At 71.2% G+C, this 17626-nt stretch carries 16 protein-coding genes; 9 read left to right on the top strand and 7 right to left on the bottom strand.

Going from position 1 to position 17626, the window contains the following annotated elements; genetic code table 11:
* Positions 1-76: 76 nt before the first annotated feature.
* Positions 77-2878: an alpha/beta hydrolase family protein gene (locus tag ACFWZ2_RS07340; protein ID WP_384543158.1), complete on the top strand. Its 2802-nt coding sequence runs from the start codon at positions 77-79 to the stop codon at positions 2876-2878.
* Between the two features lie 90 nt (positions 2879-2968).
* Positions 2969-3466, top strand: coding sequence for a GNAT family N-acetyltransferase (locus tag ACFWZ2_RS07345; RefSeq protein ID WP_384543160.1), 498 nt, complete (start codon positions 2969-2971; stop codon positions 3464-3466).
* Here ACFWZ2_RS07345 and ACFWZ2_RS07350 read toward each other — a convergent pair.
* Both ACFWZ2_RS07350 and ACFWZ2_RS07355 read right to left on the bottom strand, forming a co-directional pair.
* Positions 3374-4246: a slipin family protein gene (locus ACFWZ2_RS07350; RefSeq protein WP_384543162.1), complete on the bottom strand. Its 873-nt coding sequence runs from the start codon at positions 4244-4246 to the stop codon at positions 3374-3376. The genes ACFWZ2_RS07345 and ACFWZ2_RS07350 overlap by 93 nt on opposite strands.
* A 125-nt stretch (positions 4247-4371) precedes the next feature.
* Entirely contained in the window at positions 4372-5205 is an 834-nt protein-coding gene (locus ACFWZ2_RS07355; protein ID WP_384543165.1) for a hypothetical protein, read from the bottom strand.
* Positions 5206-5359: 154 nt separating this feature from the next.
* Between ACFWZ2_RS07355 and ACFWZ2_RS07360 the strand changes: the two genes are divergently transcribed.
* The 3 genes from ACFWZ2_RS07360 (at position 5360) to ACFWZ2_RS07370 (ending at position 6725) form a co-directional block, all read left to right on the top strand.
* Positions 5360-6091 carry a class I SAM-dependent methyltransferase gene (locus ACFWZ2_RS07360; protein ID WP_384543168.1) on the top strand — a complete coding sequence of 244 codons (732 nt, stop codon included), beginning with the start codon at positions 5360-5362 and terminating at the stop codon, positions 6089-6091.
* A gap of 105 nt (positions 6092-6196) precedes the next feature.
* Positions 6197-6367 carry a hypothetical protein gene (locus ACFWZ2_RS07365; RefSeq protein WP_384543170.1) on the top strand — a complete coding sequence of 57 codons (171 nt, stop codon included), beginning with the start codon at positions 6197-6199 and terminating at the stop codon, positions 6365-6367.
* A 4-nt stretch (positions 6368-6371) separates the two neighbouring features.
* Positions 6372-6725 carry a DUF1036 domain-containing protein gene (locus tag ACFWZ2_RS07370; RefSeq protein ID WP_384543172.1) on the top strand — a complete coding sequence of 118 codons (354 nt, stop codon included), beginning with the start codon at positions 6372-6374 and terminating at the stop codon, positions 6723-6725.
* A gap of 33 nt (positions 6726-6758) precedes the next feature.
* On the opposite strand, the gene ACFWZ2_RS07375 is transcribed toward ACFWZ2_RS07370, so the two are convergent.
* Entirely contained in the window at positions 6759-7235 is a 477-nt protein-coding gene (locus ACFWZ2_RS07375) for a VOC family protein (RefSeq protein WP_384543175.1), read from the bottom strand.
* Positions 7236-7326: 91 nt separating this feature from the next.
* On the bottom strand, positions 7327-8109 hold the full coding sequence (locus tag ACFWZ2_RS07380; protein ID WP_384543178.1) for an arylamine N-acetyltransferase: 783 nt from the start codon (positions 8107-8109) through the stop codon (positions 7327-7329).
* A gap of 330 nt (positions 8110-8439) precedes the next feature.
* Here ACFWZ2_RS07380 and ACFWZ2_RS07385 point away from each other — a divergent pair, with 330 nt between their 5' ends.
* Positions 8440-10704, top strand: a complete 2265-nt coding sequence (locus ACFWZ2_RS07385) for an ATP-binding cassette domain-containing protein (protein WP_384543180.1) — start codon at positions 8440-8442, stop codon at positions 10702-10704.
* A gap of 361 nt (positions 10705-11065) precedes the next feature.
* Positions 11066-13282 carry an MMPL family transporter gene (locus tag ACFWZ2_RS07390; RefSeq protein WP_384543183.1) on the top strand — a complete coding sequence of 739 codons (2217 nt, stop codon included), beginning with the start codon at positions 11066-11068 and terminating at the stop codon, positions 13280-13282.
* Positions 13283-13385: 103 nt separating this feature from the next.
* Here ACFWZ2_RS07390 and ACFWZ2_RS07395 read toward each other — a convergent pair whose 3' ends face one another.
* A complete protein-coding gene (locus tag ACFWZ2_RS07395) occupies positions 13386-13808 on the bottom strand; it encodes a winged helix-turn-helix transcriptional regulator (protein ID WP_384543186.1) in 423 nt (140 codons plus the stop codon).
* 110 nt (positions 13809-13918) lie between these two features.
* On the opposite strand from ACFWZ2_RS07395, the gene ACFWZ2_RS07400 reads away from it, so the two are divergent.
* Together ACFWZ2_RS07400 and ACFWZ2_RS07405 are read left to right on the top strand one after the other, a co-directional pair.
* Positions 13919-14728 (top strand): NAD(P)H-binding protein, encoded by an 810-nt coding sequence (locus ACFWZ2_RS07400; protein WP_384543189.1) that lies wholly within the window; start codon positions 13919-13921, stop codon positions 14726-14728.
* 26 nt (positions 14729-14754) lie between these two features.
* Positions 14755-15282 carry a hypothetical protein gene (locus ACFWZ2_RS07405; RefSeq protein WP_384543191.1) on the top strand — a complete coding sequence of 176 codons (528 nt, stop codon included), beginning with the start codon at positions 14755-14757 and terminating at the stop codon, positions 15280-15282.
* Positions 15283-15348: 66 nt separating this feature from the next.
* Here the strand turns inward: ACFWZ2_RS07405 and ACFWZ2_RS07410 are convergent, their stop codons facing one another.
* Together ACFWZ2_RS07410 and ACFWZ2_RS07415 are read right to left on the bottom strand one after the other, a co-directional pair.
* On the bottom strand, positions 15349-16227 hold the full coding sequence (locus tag ACFWZ2_RS07410; protein WP_384543194.1) for a geranyl diphosphate 2-C-methyltransferase: 879 nt from the start codon (positions 16225-16227) through the stop codon (positions 15349-15351).
* A gap of 15 nt (positions 16228-16242) precedes the next feature.
* On the bottom strand, positions 16243-17469 hold the full coding sequence (locus tag ACFWZ2_RS07415; protein ID WP_384543197.1) for a family 2 encapsulin nanocompartment cargo protein terpene cyclase: 1227 nt from the start codon (positions 17467-17469) through the stop codon (positions 16243-16245).
* Positions 17470-17626: the final 157 nt, after the last annotated feature.

Genomic DNA, 17626 nt, shown 5'->3' on the forward strand with positions numbered 1-17626 from the left:
ACGCGACGTCGTCGATTTCCGTCCTCGAAGGGGCAAGTGGGGCACGTGAGTTCGGTTGCGTGTCCTGAGGAGAGTGATGACGAGGAGGACCCCTTTGAGACGTGTCTCACGAGTGGTGACCACAGCACTCGCGGTGCTCACGCTCGCCGCGGTGTCACCCGGGGCGGCGCAGGCACTGCCCTTCGCCGACCCGCCGCCGCCCGCGCCACCCGCATCCGCCGGTGACGCGGACGACGACCTTCCGGACGGCTGGCGCCTCGCCGGTGAGGGCGACGGGAAGGAACTGGTCTGGGACTCGCCCGAGCCGGTCCCGATGGGCGACGCCAGGGTCGAGTTCTACTCCGGCGACAAGCTCATCGGCAGGCCCCTGGCCGCGCAGGACCGGCGATCGTTCCGGCTCCCGCTCAACGGCACGGCCGTCGGCCCGGCGAAGAAGCTCCGGGTGCTGGCCGGCGGGCGCCGCCTGGACGAGGCGGGGTCGGCAGGGAAGCCGGACACCCGGCGCCCCGCCACGCCCGCGAACCCCCTGCCCGCGAACGCGGTCGACCCCGGAAAGCCCGGCCGCTACCGCACCGTCACCGGCGAGTACACGCTGAAGTCGGTCCGGCTGCCCGGCTTCCCGGAGCCGGTGGAGATGCAGGCCAACGTGGTCGGCCCCACCGACGCGCCGGGCAAGCGGCCGCTGGCCCTCTTCCTGCACGGCCGCCACTACACCTGCTACGGAGCGGGCGACGAGGACGGCGGAAGCTGGCCCTGCAAGGCGGGCACGAAGCCGGTGCCGAGCCATCAGGGCTACCTCCGCGCCCAGAAACTCCTCGCCTCCCAGGGGTACGTCACGGTGTCCGTCGCCGCCAACGGCATCAACGGACAGGACCACCTCGCCGAGGACGGCGGCGCGCAGGCCCGCTCGTCGCTGGTGCGGCAGCACCTCGCCCGCTGGGCGGACTGGGCCAAGAACCGGTCGGGCGCCCCGGCCGCGGTGCGCGCCGTCGCCCCCGCCGATCTGGACCGCGTGCTCCTCGTCGGCCACTCCCGGGGCGGCGAAGGCGTCAACAGGGCCGCCCTGGACAGCCTTTACCGGCCGCCCGCCGACCAGGACGGCTACCGCGGCCCGGTGCGCTGGAAGATCCGCGGCAACGTCCTGATAGGCCCCACGATCTTCGGCCAGAACCCGGTCCCCGACGTGCCTTCCACGACGATCCTGCCGGGCTGCGACGGAGACGTCTCCGACCTGCAGGGCGAGATCTACGTCGACGGGACGCGCGGCATCAGCCGCGGCACCGCCCTGCACAGCGCGGCGTACGTGGTCGGCGCCAACCACAACTTCTTCAACAGCGAGTGGACTCCGGGTCAGTCGCAGGCGCCCTCCGACGACGACTTCCCGTCCGACGACACCACCGACCCGGTGTGCTCGAAGGGCGCCAAGACCCGGCTGAGCGCCACTCAGCAGCAGACCGTCGGCGCCACGTACATAGCCGCGGCGGCTCGGCTGTTCGTCGCGGGCGACGACCGGGTGCGCCCCCTCCTGGACGGCTCCGGCCGGCGTGCGCCGTCGGCGGACCCCGCGCGGGTGCTGACCCACGCCGTCGGCGCGCGCCGCACGGCCGCGTTCCTGCCGGACGCCTCGACCACGGTCAAGGGCGGAAAGATCTGCGCCCAGGTGGATCCCTCCGCGGCCCGCTCCTGCCTGCCGCCGGGCGCGGCAGGCGCGTCACCCCACTTCGCGAGCTGGGAGGTCTCGCCCGAACCCGGCCGTGACGCGGTGGCGATGCGCTGGTCGCGGGCCGGTGCACCGGTGCGGGTGAGCCCGAAACGCCCCGTCTCCCTCGCGGGCGCCAAGGACCTTGCGCTGCGGGTGATCGTGCCGCCCAACAGCACCGGGACCAAGCTCGACGTCTCCCTCGTCGACACCGCGGGACACCGGGCCAAGCTCGGCGCGGCCCGCGTCGACGGACTGCCGGGCAGTGCGCAGACCGCCTCCTACTGGGGGCGTGAGATCCGCGTGCCCCTGTCGGCCGCGGCCCGGTCGGGGCTCGACCTCAAGCGGGTGAAGACCCTGGAACTCACCCCGCGCAGCCGCTCCGGCAAGGCCTGGCTGATGGACGCCTGGGGCTGGCGCCCCGGCATGCCCGCGGTCAAGGCGGCCGAGCTGCCCCGTGTCGACTTCGGCAGGCTCACCGTCAAGGAAGGCGACTCCGGGGTGCGGACCTACCGCGTTCCCGTCCGCGTCTCCGGCAAGGGCAGCGGCAAGGTCCGCCTCTTCGTGCCCAAGCCCGGCACGGACGAGGTCTCCCACCGCACCGTGACGGTACGCCCGGGCGGCCACGACATCGACGTACCGGTCCAGGTGCGCGGTGACACCCGCTACGGCTACGACGCCATGTACGACGCGTTCGCCAAGTCGGTGCGCGGCGCGGTCATCGGCTCCCACCACGGTGGCGTGACCGCGAAGAACGACGACCCGATGCCCAAGGTCACGGTGAAGCCGGTCGCCGGCCGGGTCACCGAGGGCAAGCCGCTGAAGTGGCGGATCACGCTCTCGGAGGCCGTCGACGTGGACATCATGGGCGGGATCGCCTTCCAGCCGGTCAGCGACGGCGCGGAGCTCTCCACCCTGGACGTGGACCCGCGCTGGCTGCGCGACGAGATCGGCCAGGAGCCCGAACCCGGCCGGGCGCTGTCCAAGCTGGGCGAGGGCGAGTCCCTCTACGTCACGGTGCCCGCGGGCAAGAAGAGCGTCGACGTCAGCGTGCCCACGGTGAAGGACACCGTGCGCGAGCCCGAGGAGTCCCTGAAGGCCCAGCTGTTCGTGTACGACGAGAACTGGGAGCCCCAGGAGGGCCCGGTGTTCACCGGGACGGTCCTGGACGCTCCGTAGCCGCCTGAGGGGGCGGTCAACTCCGTGGCAGGACGCGGAGTTGACCGCCCTCGGCGCGAGCGGTGGCCCGGGCCTGCGTACAGTGCCCCCATGTGCGCCCCCTCGACCCCCGCCGACCTGCAGCTCCTCCGCGCCGACCACGCGCCCGCCCTGCTCGCCTTCGAAGAGACGAACCGCGCCTACTTCGCGGCGACGGTCCCCGACCGGGGCGACGCCTACTTCCGTGACTTCGGCGCACGGCACCGCGCCCTCCTCGCCGAACAGGCCGACGGTCTCTGCTACTTCCATGTGCTCGTGGGCGAGGCGGGCGAGATCCTCGGGCGGATCAACCTGGTCGACGTGGCCGAGGGCAGCGCCGAACTCGGCTACCGGATCGCCGAGAAGGCGGCGGGACGGGGCCTGGCCACCCGGGGCGTGCGGCAGGCGTGCGGCCTCGCCGCTTCGGCGTACGGTCTGACCGGGCTCCGCGCCACCACGACGCTCGACAATCCGGGCTCACGGGCGGTGCTTGCCCGCACCGGCTTTGTGCCCTGCGGCACCATCACGCTCGACGGCCGCCCGGGGACCGCCTACACGCTGACGCTCTGACGTCGCGGCGGGCGGCAGGGGCTGTTGGGCGCGTTCGAGGAAGCGCAGGAGTTCGACGGGGAAGGGCAGGACGAGGGTGGAGTTCTTCTCGGCGGCGACGGCCACCACGGTCTGCAGGAGGCGGAGTTGGAGGGCGGCGGGTTCCTCGGACATCTCGTGGGCGGCCTCGGCGAGTTTCTTGGAGGCCTGCAGTTCGGCGTCGGCGTTGATGACGCGGGCGCGGCGTTCCCGGTCGGCCTCGGCCTGGCGGGCCATGGAGCGTTTCATGGTCTCGGGCAGGGAGACGTCCTTGATCTCGACGCGGTCGATCTGCACGCCCCAACCGATCGCCGGGGAGTCGATCATCAACTCCAGGCCCTGGTTGAGCTTTTCGCGGTTGGAGAGCAGGTCGTCGAGGTCGCTCTTGCCGATGATGGAGCGCAGTGAGGTCTGCGCCATCTGGGAGACCGCGAAGCGGTAGTCCTCGACCTGGACGATCGCGTCCGAGGCGTCGACGACCTTGAAGTAGATGACGGCGTCCACCCGGACCGTGACGTTGTCGCGGGTGATGCCGTCCTGCGCGGGCACCGGCATCGTCACGATCTGCATGTTGACCTTGCGGAGCCGGTCGACGAAGGGAATCACCAGCGTGAAGCCGGGGCCGCGCACATCGCCGGTGAGCCGGCCGAGCCGGAAGACGACGCCCCGCTCGTACTGCTTGATCACACGGGCCGCCGCCGCGGCGTAGACGAGGCAGCCCGAGGCGACCGCGGCGCCTGCGGTGAGGAGCTCCTGAACCATGGCGACCCCCTGAGGTATGAGTCGGCCACTCATTTCACGATATGCCCGCAGATGTCCATCGGTCGAGCCCCGGGCCGCCCCGAACGCCGGTGCGGTCGGTCCGAGCGCGGTCGGTCCGCGCGCGGTCAGTCCGAGCGGGGCCGCGACTCGTGCAGCCGCGTGTGATAGCGGCCGTCCGCCTCGAAGCCGGTGGGATCCTCCCCGGCCAGGATCACCTGACGGACGGCGTCACGCCGCTCCTCGGGGCTGGTGAAAAGCCGCTGCGGATACGTCCGCGCGCTGTCCGTGACCGTGGCGAGGCCGTGGGCGGCGAGGGTGGCGGCGATCCGCCGGTAGGGCACGGTCCGCAGCACGAACGCGCTCACCCACACCGGCAGCCGCGCGCAGTCGAGCAGGGCGTCGAAGGTGCGGTGCGAGATGTAGCCGATACCCCCGGTGACGGTGATCAGCCCGGTGCGGGCGACCGCGCGCCGGAGCGGGGGGCTGGGCGGGTGCCGCTCCAGGTTCTCCGCATACGCCTCGTCGAGCAGCCCCACGTCCAGCGCGTAGCGGGTGGCGTTCTCCGCGGTGTCGAGCCCGATGACCGGGGTGGCGTCGGCGCGCCGCCGCGAGGCGTAGAACTCCTTGTCGCGCTCGACGAGTTCGGACCGGCTGAGCTCGGCGGTCCCGTCGGAGGTGTAGTGCGCGTACAGGTCGGCGAGCGTGAGGTCGTGGTTGAGCAGCGCCGCGTTGATCCCGTACGAGCAGCACAGATCGAGGACCGTCACCTCGCCCTCGGCGCCGGGCACCTGGGAGCGCAGCGCGCGCGTGCGGCGGAAGACCGCCTGGGCGTGCTGCGGGATCTCGTACTCGTAGGGCGCGAGTGTCCGGAAGTAGCCGCGCGGGTCCGGCTGGTCGTAGATGTCGTCGAATCGGGTCTTGCCCGATGCGGTCCTTGTCCTGTGCCGGTCTGTGGCCATGGAGCACCTCCGGGAACGGGGGGTCGGGTGTGGGGCCGACGTGCACCTCTACCCGACGCGTGCCACCCCCCGATAGACCTCATGGCGGTAACCGGCCAAGGGAGCACCCGGTCGTGGCACCCCGGCGACCGCCTCCCTGGCTACCCTGGAGCCGATGTTCACCTCCCAGGGTCCCACGCTGCGTGAGCTGGCCGTTCAGGCGCTCTCGTCCACCGAGCACGGCTACGACCTGCTCGCCCCGAAGTTCGACCACACGCCGTTCCGTACGCCTGGCCGGTTCCTGACGGCGACGGCCGACGCGCTGCGCCCGCTGGGGCCCTTCGACGCGGGGCTCGACGTGTGCTGCGGCACCGGCGCGGGCGTCGGGACGCTGCTTCCGCTGTGCCGTGACCGGGTCACAGGCGTGGACTTCAGCGCGGGGATGCTGGCCGCGGCAGCGCGGGCGGTCCCGGCGCCGCGGCCGCACGGCCCCGCGGTGGACTGGGTGCGCGCCGACGCCCGCGCCCTGCCGTTCACCGCGGCCTTCGACCTGGCCGTGAGCTTCGGGGCGTTCGGTCACTTCCTGCCCGCCGAGCGGCCCGCCCTGTTCGGCGGCGTCCACCGGGCGCTGCGCCCCGGCGGCCTCTTCGTCTTCCCGATCGGCGCCCCGCAGCCCTTCCGTTCCCCCTGGTACTGGGCGCTGCTCGGCTTCGACGGGGTGATGCGCGTCCGCAACGCGCTGTGGCGGCCGCCGTTCGTCATGTACTACCGCACGTTCGCGCTGGGCGGCGTGCGCGAGGACCTGACCGGGGCGGGCTTCGACGTCCGCACACAGCCCCTCGAGGAGTTCGGGCGGCGCCCCGACGGCAGCCCCCACTGGCGCCTGGTGGTGGCCAGGAAGGTGTGAGGGACGTAGGAATGTCGGTCCCTCCGGAGAGCTGTCCGGCAAGCGGCCGGTGAGCCATGCTCGAAAGCCACGGTCCTCCGTCAACTGCCGTGCAGGAGGTGCTCGATGGGCAACGACCAGGTCGCCGATCCGCCCGGAGCGATAGGCGATGAACCCTTCGTCCGCGGCGCCGATGAACTCCCGGCCCGGGCCCAGGAGGGCTCGCACGGCGAGGCGTGGCACAAGCCGGGTCCGGCCGTCGACCAGACGGTGCCGGAGCCCGCACCGGAGGGTTGACAGCGTGGGCCTGACGATCAGCAACAAGTACCGGACGCGGGTGTACGTCGCCATCGGCTTCTCCGACGACACCTGCCCGCGCGACACCGGTCCGCACATCATGGGCTGGTGGGGCATCGACCCGGGCCGCAGCGCCCTCGTCTACGCCAACGACGTCAACGAATACAGCCCGCTGTGGTTCTACGTCGCCGAAGCCGTGGACAACGGCCCCGTCTGGGCGGGCCAGCATGTCACACAGGTGCCGGACCAGGCGTTCAACCGGTGCTGGCGGCCCAGCGTCTCCGGCGGCAGCCCACGCGGCTTCCGCGAGCTGTACGTGGGCGACCACCAGAACTTCACGCTCAACCTCACCGGGTGACAGAAGGCCGGTGCGTACGTGCGCGGGCCCGGCCTATGCCGTGCCGTCGGCCGCCGCGCGGAGCGCCGCCACGTCGAGCTTCTTCATGCCGAACATCGCCTGCATGACGCGCTGGGCACGCTCCGCGTCGGGGTCGGCGAGAAGCTCGGGCAGCGCGGCGGGCACGACCTGCCAGGACAGTCCGTACTTGTCCTTCAGCCACCCGCAGGGGCCCTCCTCGCCGCCCTCGGAGAGCTTGGCCCAGTAGTGGTCGACCTCGTCCTGGTCGGCGCAGTCGATGGAGAAGGAGACGGCCTCGTCGAAGGTGAACTCGGGGCCGCCGTTGAGCGCGAGGAACTCCGCTCCGTCGAGCTTGAACTCCACGGTCAGGACGGTGCCCGCCGGACGCGGACTGCCCTCTCCGTAGTACGTGACGTTCGTGATCTCCGAGTTCGGGAAGACCGAGACGTAGAACTTGGCGGCGTCCTCGCTCTGCGTGTCGAACCAGAGGTTGGGCGTGATCCGGGGCATGGCTCTCTCCTGTCGTCGGCGCGGCGGTCCTCTCCGCCTCTCAGTTAGGACCGTCGCACCGCCCGGAACTCATCGCCACACGGACGCCGGTTCACCCGGCCCCGCGGACGGCGGGCTCCCGCTCCAGACGGATGCCGAAGTGCCGCTCGTACGCGGCGAGCGCCGCCTCCTCCGTGGCGAGCTCGGTGACTTGCCGTTCGCCGTCGACGGTGGTGGTGAGGGTGCGCCCGCTGAGGGTGACACGGCCGTTCTCCGTGATCAGCGAGCAGACCAGGGACCGTGTGAAGTGGGAGTCGGGCGATGTGCGGTGGTACCAGGCACCGGCGAGGAAGTCGGCGAGCTCGCGCGGGCGCGGCTCCACCAGGTACTGCGGCCTGCCGTCCTTGATGACCTCGACATCGCCCTCCGGGGTCTCCAGGAGCCGGAACGTGCCGCCCGGGTCCTTCTGCTCGCCCCGTTCCCCGAAGGCGAGCGGCAGGTGACTGTGCGTGCCGAAGCCGATGTCCGCGAGCCAGTCACCGCCGTCCTCGGTGCGCACGCGCAGCGCCAGATGGTCGTACGGGATGCCGAGCCGCCCCGTGTCGTCGTACACCCGGGCCTGGACGCGTGTGACACCGAAGCCGAGCGCGTCGAGCAGGGCACCGAAGGCGCCGTTGAGTTCGTAGCAGAAGCCGCCGCGGCGTGCGTCGACGACCTTCGCCACCAGGGCTGTGTCGGTGAGCTCGATCTCCTCTCCGAGGTGGATGGAGAGATTCTCGAAGGGGACGCTGCGCAGATGCGCGAGGTGCAGCTCGCGCAGGGCCTGCGCGGTGGGCGCCGCGGGGCGGCCGGCGCCGATGCGCCGCAGGTAGGCGTCGATCTGTTCGGAGTGCATGCGATCAGTCTGGTGGAGGTGCCGTGCCGGGACCACGGACCGTGGTCGGCCGTCGACCGCGTCGTCGGTCCTAGGGCCTGCGCCCGATCAAGTCCCGCCCGTGGCCGTGCCCGGCGCCGTCACCCTTCATGGCGCACGAGGAGCCCGAGCAGGCCGCGCGTGAACTGCGCACGTTCTTGTGCCCCTTGAGGTCCGAGGGCTGATCCGAGCCCGACTTCGCTGCGCCCCCGTGGCCAGCGACCGCGGGGGCTTCCGCGTTCCCCGGCGGCCCGTACACACACTGGGTACGGTGTACGCTTTTCTTTCGCCCGAACCGACAAGGAGTGCTCAGTGACGGCCATTCCCGCCGACAGCCACCACGTCATCCAGGTACGCGGAGCCCGCGAGAACAACCTCAAGGACGTCTCCGTCGATCTGCCCAAGCGGCGGCTCACCGTCTTCACCGGAGTCTCGGGATCAGGGAAGTCCTCGCTCGTCTTCGGCACCATCGCCGCCGAGTCGCAGCGCCTGATCAACGAGACGTACACCGCGTTCATCCAGTCGTTCATGCCGAGCCTCGGCCGCCCCGACGTCGACGCGCTGCGCAATCTCAGCGCCTCGATCGTCGTCGACCAGGAGCGGATGGGCGCCAACGCGCGCTCCACGGTGGGCACCGCCACCGACGCGTACACCATGCTGCGGATCATCTTCAGCCGCCTCGGCGTCCCCCGCATCGGCACATCGGGCGCCTTCAGCTTCAATCTGCCCGACGGCATGTGCCCCGACTGCGAGGGCACCGGCGAGGTCTCCACCGTCGACGTCGACCGGCTCGTGGACCGCGAACTCTCCCTGAACGAGGGCGCGATCACCGTCCCGTACTACGCGGTGGACTCCTGGAGCTGGCAGATCATGGTCAACTCCGGCTTCCACGACCCCGACAAGAAGCTCAAGGACTTCACGGAGCAGGAGTGGACCGACCTCCTCCACAAGGCCCCGGTCAAGGTGAAGGTGGGGTCCAACGGCTTCACGTACGAAGGCCTGATCGCCAAGATGCAGCGGACCTGGCTCGCCAAGGACCGCGCGTCGCTCCAGCCGCACATCAAGGCCTTCGTGGACCGCGCGGTCGTCTTCGCCCGGTGCCAGGGCTGTGCGGGCACCCGGCTCAACGCGGCCGCGCTCTCCTCGAGGATCGACGGCCGCAACATCGCCGAGTGCTCCGCGATGGAGATCAGGGATCTCGCCGCGTTCGTCCGCGGACTCGACGACCCCGCCGTCGCCCCGCTGATCGCGAGCCTGCGCGAACTCCTCGACTCGCTCGTCGAGATAGGGCTCGGCTATCTGAGCCTGGACCGCACCTCGGGCTCGCTCTCCGGCGGCGAGGCGCAGCGCGTCAAGATGGTCCGCCACCTCGGCTCCAGCATCACCGACGTGACGTACGTCTTCGACGAACCGACCATCGGACTGCACCCGCACGACATCCGCCGCATGAACGACCTGCTCCTGCGGCTGCGCGACAAGGGCAACACCGTGCTCGTGGTCGAGCACAAGCCCGAGGTCATCGAGATCGCCGACCACGTCGTCGACCTCGGCCCCGGCGCGGGCGAGGCGGGCGGGGAGATCCGCTACAGCGGTGACGTGCCGGGGCTGCGCGCGTCCGGCACGCTGACCGGACGCCACCTCGGCCACCGGGCCCGGCTGCGGGAGACCGTGCGCACCCCCAAGGGGCAACTGGCCATCAAGGGCGCCGGCCTGCACAACCTGAAGGACGTCGAGGTCGACATCCCGCTCGGCGTGCTCACCGTGGTGACCGGCGTCGCGGGCTCCGGCAAGAGCTCGCTGATCCACGGCTACCTCTCGGGACGGGACGGCGTGGTGGTCGCCGACCAGTCACCGATCCGCGGCTCGCGCCGCTCGAACCCGGCGACGTACACCGGACTCCTCGGCCCGATCCGCACCGCCTTCGCCAAGGCCAACGGCGCCAAGGCGGCGCTGTTCAGCGCCAATTCGGCGGGCGCGTGCCCCGCCTGCAACGGGCTCGGACTCATCTACACCGACCTGGCGATGATGGCCGGGGTGGCATCCGTGTGCGAGAAGTGCGAAGGGAAGCGGTTCACCGCGGAGGTGCTCACCCACCGGCTGCGCGGCAAGGACATCAGTGAGGTCCTCGGCATGTCGGTCGCCGAGGCGCACGACTTCTTCGCCGTCGGACAGGCGCACACGATTCTCGGCCGTCTCTTCGACGTCGGCCTCGGCTATCTGCGTCTCGGCCAGCCGCTCAACACCCTCTCCGGGGGCGAGCGCCAGCGGTTGAAACTGGCCATCCACATGGCGGAGAAGTCCTCGACGTACGTCCTGGACGAGCCGACCACCGGACTGCACCTGGCCGACGTCGACAAGCTCCTCGCGCTGCTCGACCGGCTCGTCGACGACGGCAACTCGGTGGTCGTCATCGAGCACCACCAGGCCGTCATGGCGCATGCCGACTGGATCGTCGATCTCGGTCCCGGCGGTGGTCACGACGGCGGGCGCGTGGTGTTCACCGGCACCCCCGCCGAACTCGTCGCCGGGGGCGACACCGTCACGGCCCGGCACCTGCGCGAGTACGTGGCGGGATGAGACGTACCTGCCGCGGCCCGACACCGGGCCGCGGGAGGGGCCCGCGGGCGGTCGGAAGCGAGGATCCCCGAGGGCAGGCGATGAAGAGGATTCGAAGGTTCCGCGCCAATGACGACGAAAGTGTTGACACGTGACTGCACCCTGTGGCCTAGACAGGGTGATCCGGCCTCCTCCCGGAGGATGACACCCCGTGCCGCGCAGTACAGCGACCGTGGGCCAAGACTCCGGCTCGCAGGCTGACTTCCCGCCCCTCATCGGCAGTGACTATGGAGGGGAATCCTGCTGGACGTCCTGACGTGCACCGATCGCACAGCCAGGAGTTCACCCCTGCCTGCCGAACCCGACGGGAGTCCCTTTCGCCGTGGCTACGTTCCTGTACAAACTAGGCCGACTCGCCTTCCGGCGGCGCCGTTATGTGGCGCTGTTGTGGGTGGCGTTGCTGGTCGGTGCCGGCTTCGCCGCCTCGGCCGCTCCCGCCCCGCCCGCCGACACCTTCTCGATGCCGGGCACGGAATCGCAGAAGGCCTTCGACGTCCTGGAGAAGCGCTTCCCGGACGCGAGCGCCGACGGCGCGAGCGCCCGCGTCGTCATACGCGCCCCCGAGGGCGAGAAGATCACCTCGGCCAAGCCCAAGGCCGAGGTCGAGAAGATGATCTCGGCCATCGGCAAGGGGTCGCAGGTCGCGAGCGTCGACGACCCGTACAAGGCGAAGACCGTCAGCAAGGACGGCACCACCGCCTATGCGTCGGTCACCTACAAGGTGCCCGCCACCGAGCTCACCGACGCGTCGCACGACGCGCTGACCAAGGCCACCGATCAGACCCGCGACGCGGGCCTGAAGGTCGAGACCGGCGGTGACGCCGTCATGGCCGAGCAGGAGATGGGCGGCAGCGCCGAACTCATCGGCATCGCCATCTCCGCGGTCGTCCTGATCCTGACCTTCGGCTCGCTGGTCGCCGCCGGCATGCCGCTGCTCACCGCCATCATCGGCGTCGGCATCGGCATCTCCAGCATCGCGGCGCTGGGCAGTGTCCTCGACCTCTCCAGCACGACGTCGACCCTCGCGATGATGATCGGCCTCGCCGTCGGCATCGACTACGCCCTCTTCATCGTCTCCCGCTACCGGGCGGAGATCGCCGAGGGACGCGAACCCGAGGAAGCGGCCGGACGCGCCGCCGGAACAGCAGGCTCCGCCGTGGTGTTCGCGGGTCTCACCGTCGTCGTCGCCCTCTCCGGCCTCGCGGTCGTCAACATCCCGATCCTCACCAAGATGGGTCTCGCCGCCGCGGGCACCGTCGTGATCGCCGTCCTCATCGCGCTCACCATGATCCCCGCGCTGCTCGGCTTCGCGGGGCGCAAGGTGCTGCGCCGCAAGGATCGCAAGAAGCCCGCGGGCGCCCTGCTCGACCCGCACGCCAAGCCCAAGCTCGGCACCCGCTGGTCCCGCTTCGTGCTGCGCCACCCGCTGGCCGTCCTGCTGGTCGCCGTCGTCGGCCTCGGCGCCGTGGCCGTCCCGGCCACCAGCCTGGAGCTCGGCCTGCCCGACGAGGGCTCCTCCGCGCCGGACACCACCCAGCGCAAGGCGTACGACATGCTGTCCGAGTCCTTCGGCGCGGGCTTCAACGGCCCCCTGATGGTCACCGTCAGCAAGGACGCCGACGTGGCGTCCGCGGCCAAGACCGTCGGCGACTCGCTCGCCAAGGTCGACGGCGTCGCCGCCGTCACCCCGGCCCAGCCCAACAAGGCGGGCGACACCGCGATCCTGAACGTCGTCCCGGAGACCGGGCCGAGCGACCACAAGACCGAGGAACTGGTCAAGTCGATCCGCTCGACCGCCGACGGCATCGGCGCCGACACCGGCTCCGAGATCCTGGTCACCGGCCAGACCGCCATGACCATCGACTTCTCGCAGACCCTGGACGACGCGCTCCTTCCCTACCTGGGTCTGGTCGTCGGCCTGGCGTTCCTGCTCCTGATGCTGGTCTTCCGCTCGGTCCTCGTCCCGCTCAAGGCCGCGCTCGGCTTCCTGCTCTCGGTGGCCGCCGCGCTCGGCGCCGTCGTCGCCGTCTTCCAGTGGGGCTGGCTCGCGGACATCGTGGGCGTCGACCAGCCCGGCCCGATCATGAGCATGATGCCGATCTTCATGATCGGCGTGGTGTTCGGCCTGGCGATGGACTACGAGGTCTTCCTCGTCACGCGGATGCGTGAGGCGTACGTCCACGGGGCGCGCCCCGACGAGGCGGTCGTCACCGGCTTCACGCACGGCGGACGGGTCGTGGCCGCGGCCGCGATCATCATGATCAGTGTCTTCTCCGGCTTCATCATGGAGAACGACGACATGATCAAGATGATGGGCTTCGGTCTCGCCATCGCCGTCCTCTTCGACGCCTTCGTGGTCCGTATGGCGATCGTCCCCGCGGTGCTCGCGCTGCTCGGCAAGTCCGCCTGGTGGCTGCCGCGCTGGCTGAACAAGATCCTGCCGAACGTGGACGTGGAGGGCGAGAAGCTGCACAAGAGCCTCGGCGACACCATGTCGCCCGGCGCGGAGGCGGAGCGGGAGCTGGAGCCCGTCCGCTGACACACCGTCGGTCCCGTCGAGCGGGCCGGGCGGGACACCCCTTCGGGGCGTGTCCTGTCCGGCCCGCTCGGCCGTTTCCGGGGCTCTCGGCGGGACGCGGGCGCTATGCCTCGTGCGTCTCGTCGTAGGAGGCGCGGGCGGCGGCGATGGCGGGCCGGTGGGCGATCGACCAGTCGGCCAGCTCCTTCACGAGGTACGTGAGGCTGTGCCCCATCGCGGTCAGCTCGTACTCGACCTGCGGCGGAATGGTGGGGTGCACCGTGCGTTTCACCAGGCCGTCGCGCTCCAGGCGGCGCACGGTGAGCGTCAGCATCCGCTGCGAGATGCCGCCGTGGATCCTGCGCTGCAGCTCCTTGAACCGCAGGACACCCGAGGCGAGTTCGACCACCACGTACACGGACCACTTGTCGCCGAGCCGGTCGAGGACGTCCCTGACCCCGCACTCGTCCTGCGGTGTCTCGCAGCTGATCACCGGCTCACCGGCCGCCGCGCCGAGGGTGGTTACCGCGGTGTGCCCTGCAGACATGAAAGTGCCTCCTTACGTGGCCCGATGCCGCCCATCATGATGGTCGTGAAGCCACCGGCCGCCCGGAAGGGCCGCGACGGCGGAACCATCAACCACGGGGGAACCATCCCATGCTCATGATCACCGGTGCCACGGGCGCCCTCGGCACACTCGTCACCGCCCGCCTCGCCGACCGCGACGACCTCGTCATCGGCACCCGCAACCCCGGCCCCGGCGAACGCCGCATCGACTTCGACGACCCGGCGTCCCTGGACTTCACCGGCGTCGACACGCTCCTGATGATCTCCGCGGGGGCCGCGGAGGACGACATCGTCACCGCCCGCCACGAGGCCGCGATATCCGCCGCCGAGAGGGCGGGCGTGCGCCACCTCGTCTACACCAGCCTCAGCGGTGACGGCGACCACCTGACGTACGCCCTGGCCCACCGCTGGACCGAGCGCAGACTGCGCGACTCCTCGCTGCGCTGGACCGTCCTGCGCAACGGCCTGTACGCGGAGTTCCTCGCCGCGATCGCCGCGCCCGGCCCCGACGGGACGATCGCCGCGCCGCTCGGCACCGGACGGCTCGCCGCGGTGGCCCGCGAGGACCTCGCGGAGGTCGCGGTGCGGGTGGCGACGGCGCCGGACGCGCACGCGGGCCGCACCTACGAACTCGTCGGCGAACAGGCCCTGGGCGGCGCCGAACTGGCGGCCGCGATCGGCGGCAGGTACGAACCCGGCGCCCTCGGCGAGACCCGCACGGCCATCGCAGCGGCGGGCCAGGCGCTGCCCTTCCAGGTACCGATGCTGCTCAGCACCTACTCGGCGATCGCCGGGGGCTTCCTGGACGGCACCGCCGTCCGGGACAACGCCCTGCGCACCCTGCTCGGCCGGGAGCCGCGCCCCGCGCTCGCGGCGTACGTCCGGGCGGTGCGGGGCTGAATCCGGCGTCCTGAGATGATCCAGCGGTGCCGAGAACCACGAAACTCAACGTCCTGGTGGGGACGCTGCTCCTGCTCGTCGTCGTGGGCGTGATCCTGGTCGCCACCGTGGGCCGGACGTTCGTGGACGACGTGCTCAACGGAACACGGACCCGCAGCTTCGAGGGCTGCGAGTACGTCGAGTCGAAGACCCCGGTGGACGCCGTCGACGGCGACGCGGGGACGGTGGCGGCGGGCAGGCTCGTGGTCCGCTGCGAGGTGCGGCCCGAGCACTTCAGACTGCGGCTCGCGATCGAACTGCGGGACAAGGACGGCCACTGGCGCACCGCCCCGGACGGCGCCGCGGAACGGGTCGGGGCGCTGGCCCGGCAGACGGTCGACCTGGGACGGTCCGACGCCCCGGGCGCGCAGGACGAGCACTACCTGGTCGTCACCCACTGCGACCCCCGCTCCACCGCACGCCTCGCCTACACGCTGCAGGTCACCCGCGACGGCCGCACCCACTCCACAGGACCGCACCGCACCGCTCCGGTGTCCCTGCGCGAGCACTGCTGATCCCGGGGCGACCCACGGCGGGAGGGCCGGACCCGTCGGGTGACGGGTCCGGCCCTCCCGGTCGGGTCAGACGCGGTCGGCCGCGATCAGGAGGTACTGGAAGGAGCCGTCCCTGTAGGAGTTGATGAACGCCTCCTCGATGCCGGTGACCAGGGACGAGGTGGCGCGCAGCTCCCAGTAGGGGAGGGTCTGCGGGGTCAGGTCGACGACGGCCTGCGGGACGAGCCGGTTGTCGGCCATGGCCTTCAGATACTCCCTGCGGGAGTGGATGTTGCACTCGAAGTGCGCGTTGATCTGGGAGACCCACTTCGAGGGCTGGCCGTACCGCGGGTTCCAGCAGCCGGTGATGGTCACATAGCGGCCGCCGCGCGCGAGGACGCGGGAGTGCTCGGCGAAGAGGTCGTCCAGGTCGACGTACATGCTGGACTCGTTGTTCCAGGAGGCCGCGGCCTGCCCGGTCTCGAAGGGGGTGTCGAGCATGTTGCACACGCGGGCGTGGACGTGGTCCTCGATGCCGAGCTCACGGGCGCGCCGGTTGGCGAAGTCGGCCTGCTTGGCCGAGAGGGTGACGCCCTCGGCCCTGCATCCGAAGCGCTGGTGGGCCATCACCAGCGAACCGCCCCTTCCGCAGCCCGCGTCCACGACCGTGTCGCCGCGCTCGACGGCGCCGAGGTTGTCCAGGAGAACATCGGTCTGCGCCGACTCCAGACGGTGCAGCTCGGCGATCAGCCGCTTCTCGTACGCGCTGTCGTCGGCCGATCCGAGGGCGGAGTGGTCGACGTCGCCGATGCCGTAGTGGTGGTGGTAGAGCCCGTCCACATCGCCGAGCCGAAGATTCACGGGCCTGGCTTCCTGGTCCCAGTAGCGCGCGATGTCACCTTGGTAGGGCGACGCCGGGGCGGGAATGGACAGGGAGACGCCGTTGGCGATTTCGGTGCTGGTCACAGTGCAGTCCGTTCCTTACCAAAAGTCGGGCAGGCTGTATCGGTACGTATTGGTCTGATGCCAGTAGTGGTTGCCGTCGACCCAGACGGCCACGCCCTTGAGGAAGCGCAGCACGTTCGGGACGGGGCAGGCGGCGGCCAGGGCCGCGGCCTCGGATTCGAAGTCGTGCATGAGGTCGTTGTGGACCTCGACCGCCTTGAGATAGGCGTCCCGGTCGGAGAGCCCCTCGCGTTCGGCGATCAGCACCGGCAGATTCAGGTGGCGGCCGGGACTTTCGAGCTCCTTGGTGTAGGAGTACAGGTCGTTCATGAGGGTGGTGGCGTTGCCCGCGAGGGCGATGACGCGCTGCATGGCGGGCTGGGCGTGCAGGTCGGCCGGCAGTTCGTAGCCGCCGACGGTGTCCGTGATCGTGGGGCAGGGGCGGAAGTTGTTGAACTGGCGCATCGCCAGGTACTCCCACACCTCGGGCACGTGCTCCGCCTCGGCCCAGGCGGCCTCGGCGAGATAGCCCAGGTGCAGCCGGGCCATGTCGTGCCGGAACCGGTCGGCCTGAGCGGCGGTGGCCTGCTGGAGGAAGTACGCCATGGCGGACTGGTAGGCCCGCCGGGGCGCGTCCGACTGGAGCGATGTGGCCCACTGCGGGTCGTACTCCTTCGTCGTGTGGACCGGGTCGAGTGCCGTATGGGCGAGCAGGAGACGGCTGCCGAGTCCGACGGGGGTGCCGCCGTGGTCCTCGCAGTAGCAGTCGTCGACCGCGTTCTCCGCGACCATGAGGCGGGTGGCGATCATCAGGTGGTCGACGGTGGGCGCGTCGGGGTGGCAGGCGACCATGTAGCGGCCGACGGAGAGGCCGTCGAACTGCTCCTCCCACTCCGGCGGGACCACCTGCACCTCGTCCACCGCCCAGGCCTTGATCCTGCGGCTGAGCTCCGCCACCCGCACCGGGTCGGGCTCCGGTACCGGGTGGTGGTAGAGCCCCGGGATGGGGGTGCCCGCCACCGGTGCCCCGGTCGGCACGGGTGCGTCGGTCGGCGTGGGCGCGTCGGCCGCCACGGGTTCCGCGGGCGCCGGGGGTTCCGCACGGCGGCCCAGGTGCAGGCCCGCCGTGCCCAGGCCGTTGGGGCCGCGCAGGACGCTTTCGAGGGCGGCGTAGGTCTGCGGACTCGGCGGGCTCGGTGGGCCCGGCGGGCTTGGCAGGCTCGGCGGGCTCGGATGCAGAGGTGAAAGCCCGGGCTCGGGCATCCGTGGCTCCTTGATGAGGTGGAGGGCGCTGATTGCCGCGCCTCGGCGGCGTGGTGGACGTGTGGTGCGGGTGCGCGCCGGAGCGGCGGGCGGCTCCGCCGTGCGGGCGCGGTCGGTCACGACGCACGCGCGGATGCGGACCGCGTCGCCCGCGGAG

It is taken from the genome of Streptomyces sp. NPDC059002, from assembly GCF_042740435.1.
Classification (GTDB): Bacteria; Actinomycetota; Actinomycetes; order Streptomycetales; family Streptomycetaceae; genus Streptomyces.